The sequence below is a fragment of the Gelidibacter salicanalis genome, assembly GCF_016469035.1.
In the GTDB taxonomy this organism is placed as follows: domain Bacteria; phylum Bacteroidota; class Bacteroidia; order Flavobacteriales; family Flavobacteriaceae; genus Gelidibacter; species Gelidibacter salicanalis_A.
On record NZ_JAEHJZ010000328.1, the window covers coordinates 1 to 276 of the forward strand.

Annotated in this window: 1 protein-coding gene; it reads left to right on the forward strand. The window is 27.9% G+C overall.

The genetic code is table 11. The annotated features are described in order from the left end of the window. Nucleotides 1-276 (forward strand): hypothetical protein (locus tag JEM65_RS21600; RefSeq protein ID WP_439953525.1); only part of this gene is annotated, 276 nt, incomplete at both ends.

Genomic DNA, 276 nt, shown 5'->3' on the forward strand with positions numbered 1-276 from the left:
GTTTGCTATCTTCGCACATTATTAGTGATATAGAGTTAATCGCTGATCATCTTATATTTATAAAGTCCGGTGAAATTCTATTAGATATTAGTAAAAGCAAACTTCTTGATGACTATTCTATTTTAGAATGTAAATCAAAAGACTTAGAAATGGTTAAAGAGATAGCACTTGCCTATACTTATAAAAACAAAGATTTGATAGAAGTACTTGTATCAAATGATAAAGTAATTCCTGATCGCTTTTTTCGGAAAAATTCCTCACTTAATGAAATAACAT